The 413-nt window shown below is 75.5% G+C and carries 1 protein-coding gene; it reads right to left on the reverse strand.

The genetic code is table 11. The features are described 5' to 3' along the window. Positions 1–178: 178 nt before the first annotated feature. Positions 179–413: oxidoreductase C-terminal domain-containing protein (locus AC2JF9_RS09905; RefSeq protein ID WP_500727431.1), on the reverse strand; the 235-nt coding region annotated here is incomplete at its 5' end.

Genomic DNA, 413 nt, shown 5'->3' on the forward strand with positions numbered 1-413 from the left:
CGCCGGGCATAGTCGGCCGCATCCTGTGCCAGCGCTTCGGCCGGGCTCAGCACGGGCACGTCCCGCGCGGCTGCCGGCGCGGCCGCCAGCGCCGCCGCGCCCGCCGCGATCTTCAGCAAGGTCCGGATGCCGCCCACGCGCGCTTCCTGCCGTCCGCCGGCCGAACCGGGCATGAACGTCAGGCCAGGCTCTTCAGCGGCACCGCAGGATCGGCGAGCGCCGCCCGGTCCGGCTTGGCCCCGGCCAGCACCAGCGCCCGGCCGCCGACATAGTCCTTGACCGCGTTGACGCAGTCGAGCGCGACCACCCGGCCCTCCCGCAGGTAGACGACCGAGAAGCGCGCCGTCTCCGGATCGCCGCGCAGCACCGCCTCGTCATGGCCGGCGGACAGGCCCACCGTCTGGAGCTTCAGG

It is taken from the genome of Lactobacillus sp. C449L, assembly GCF_059900815.1.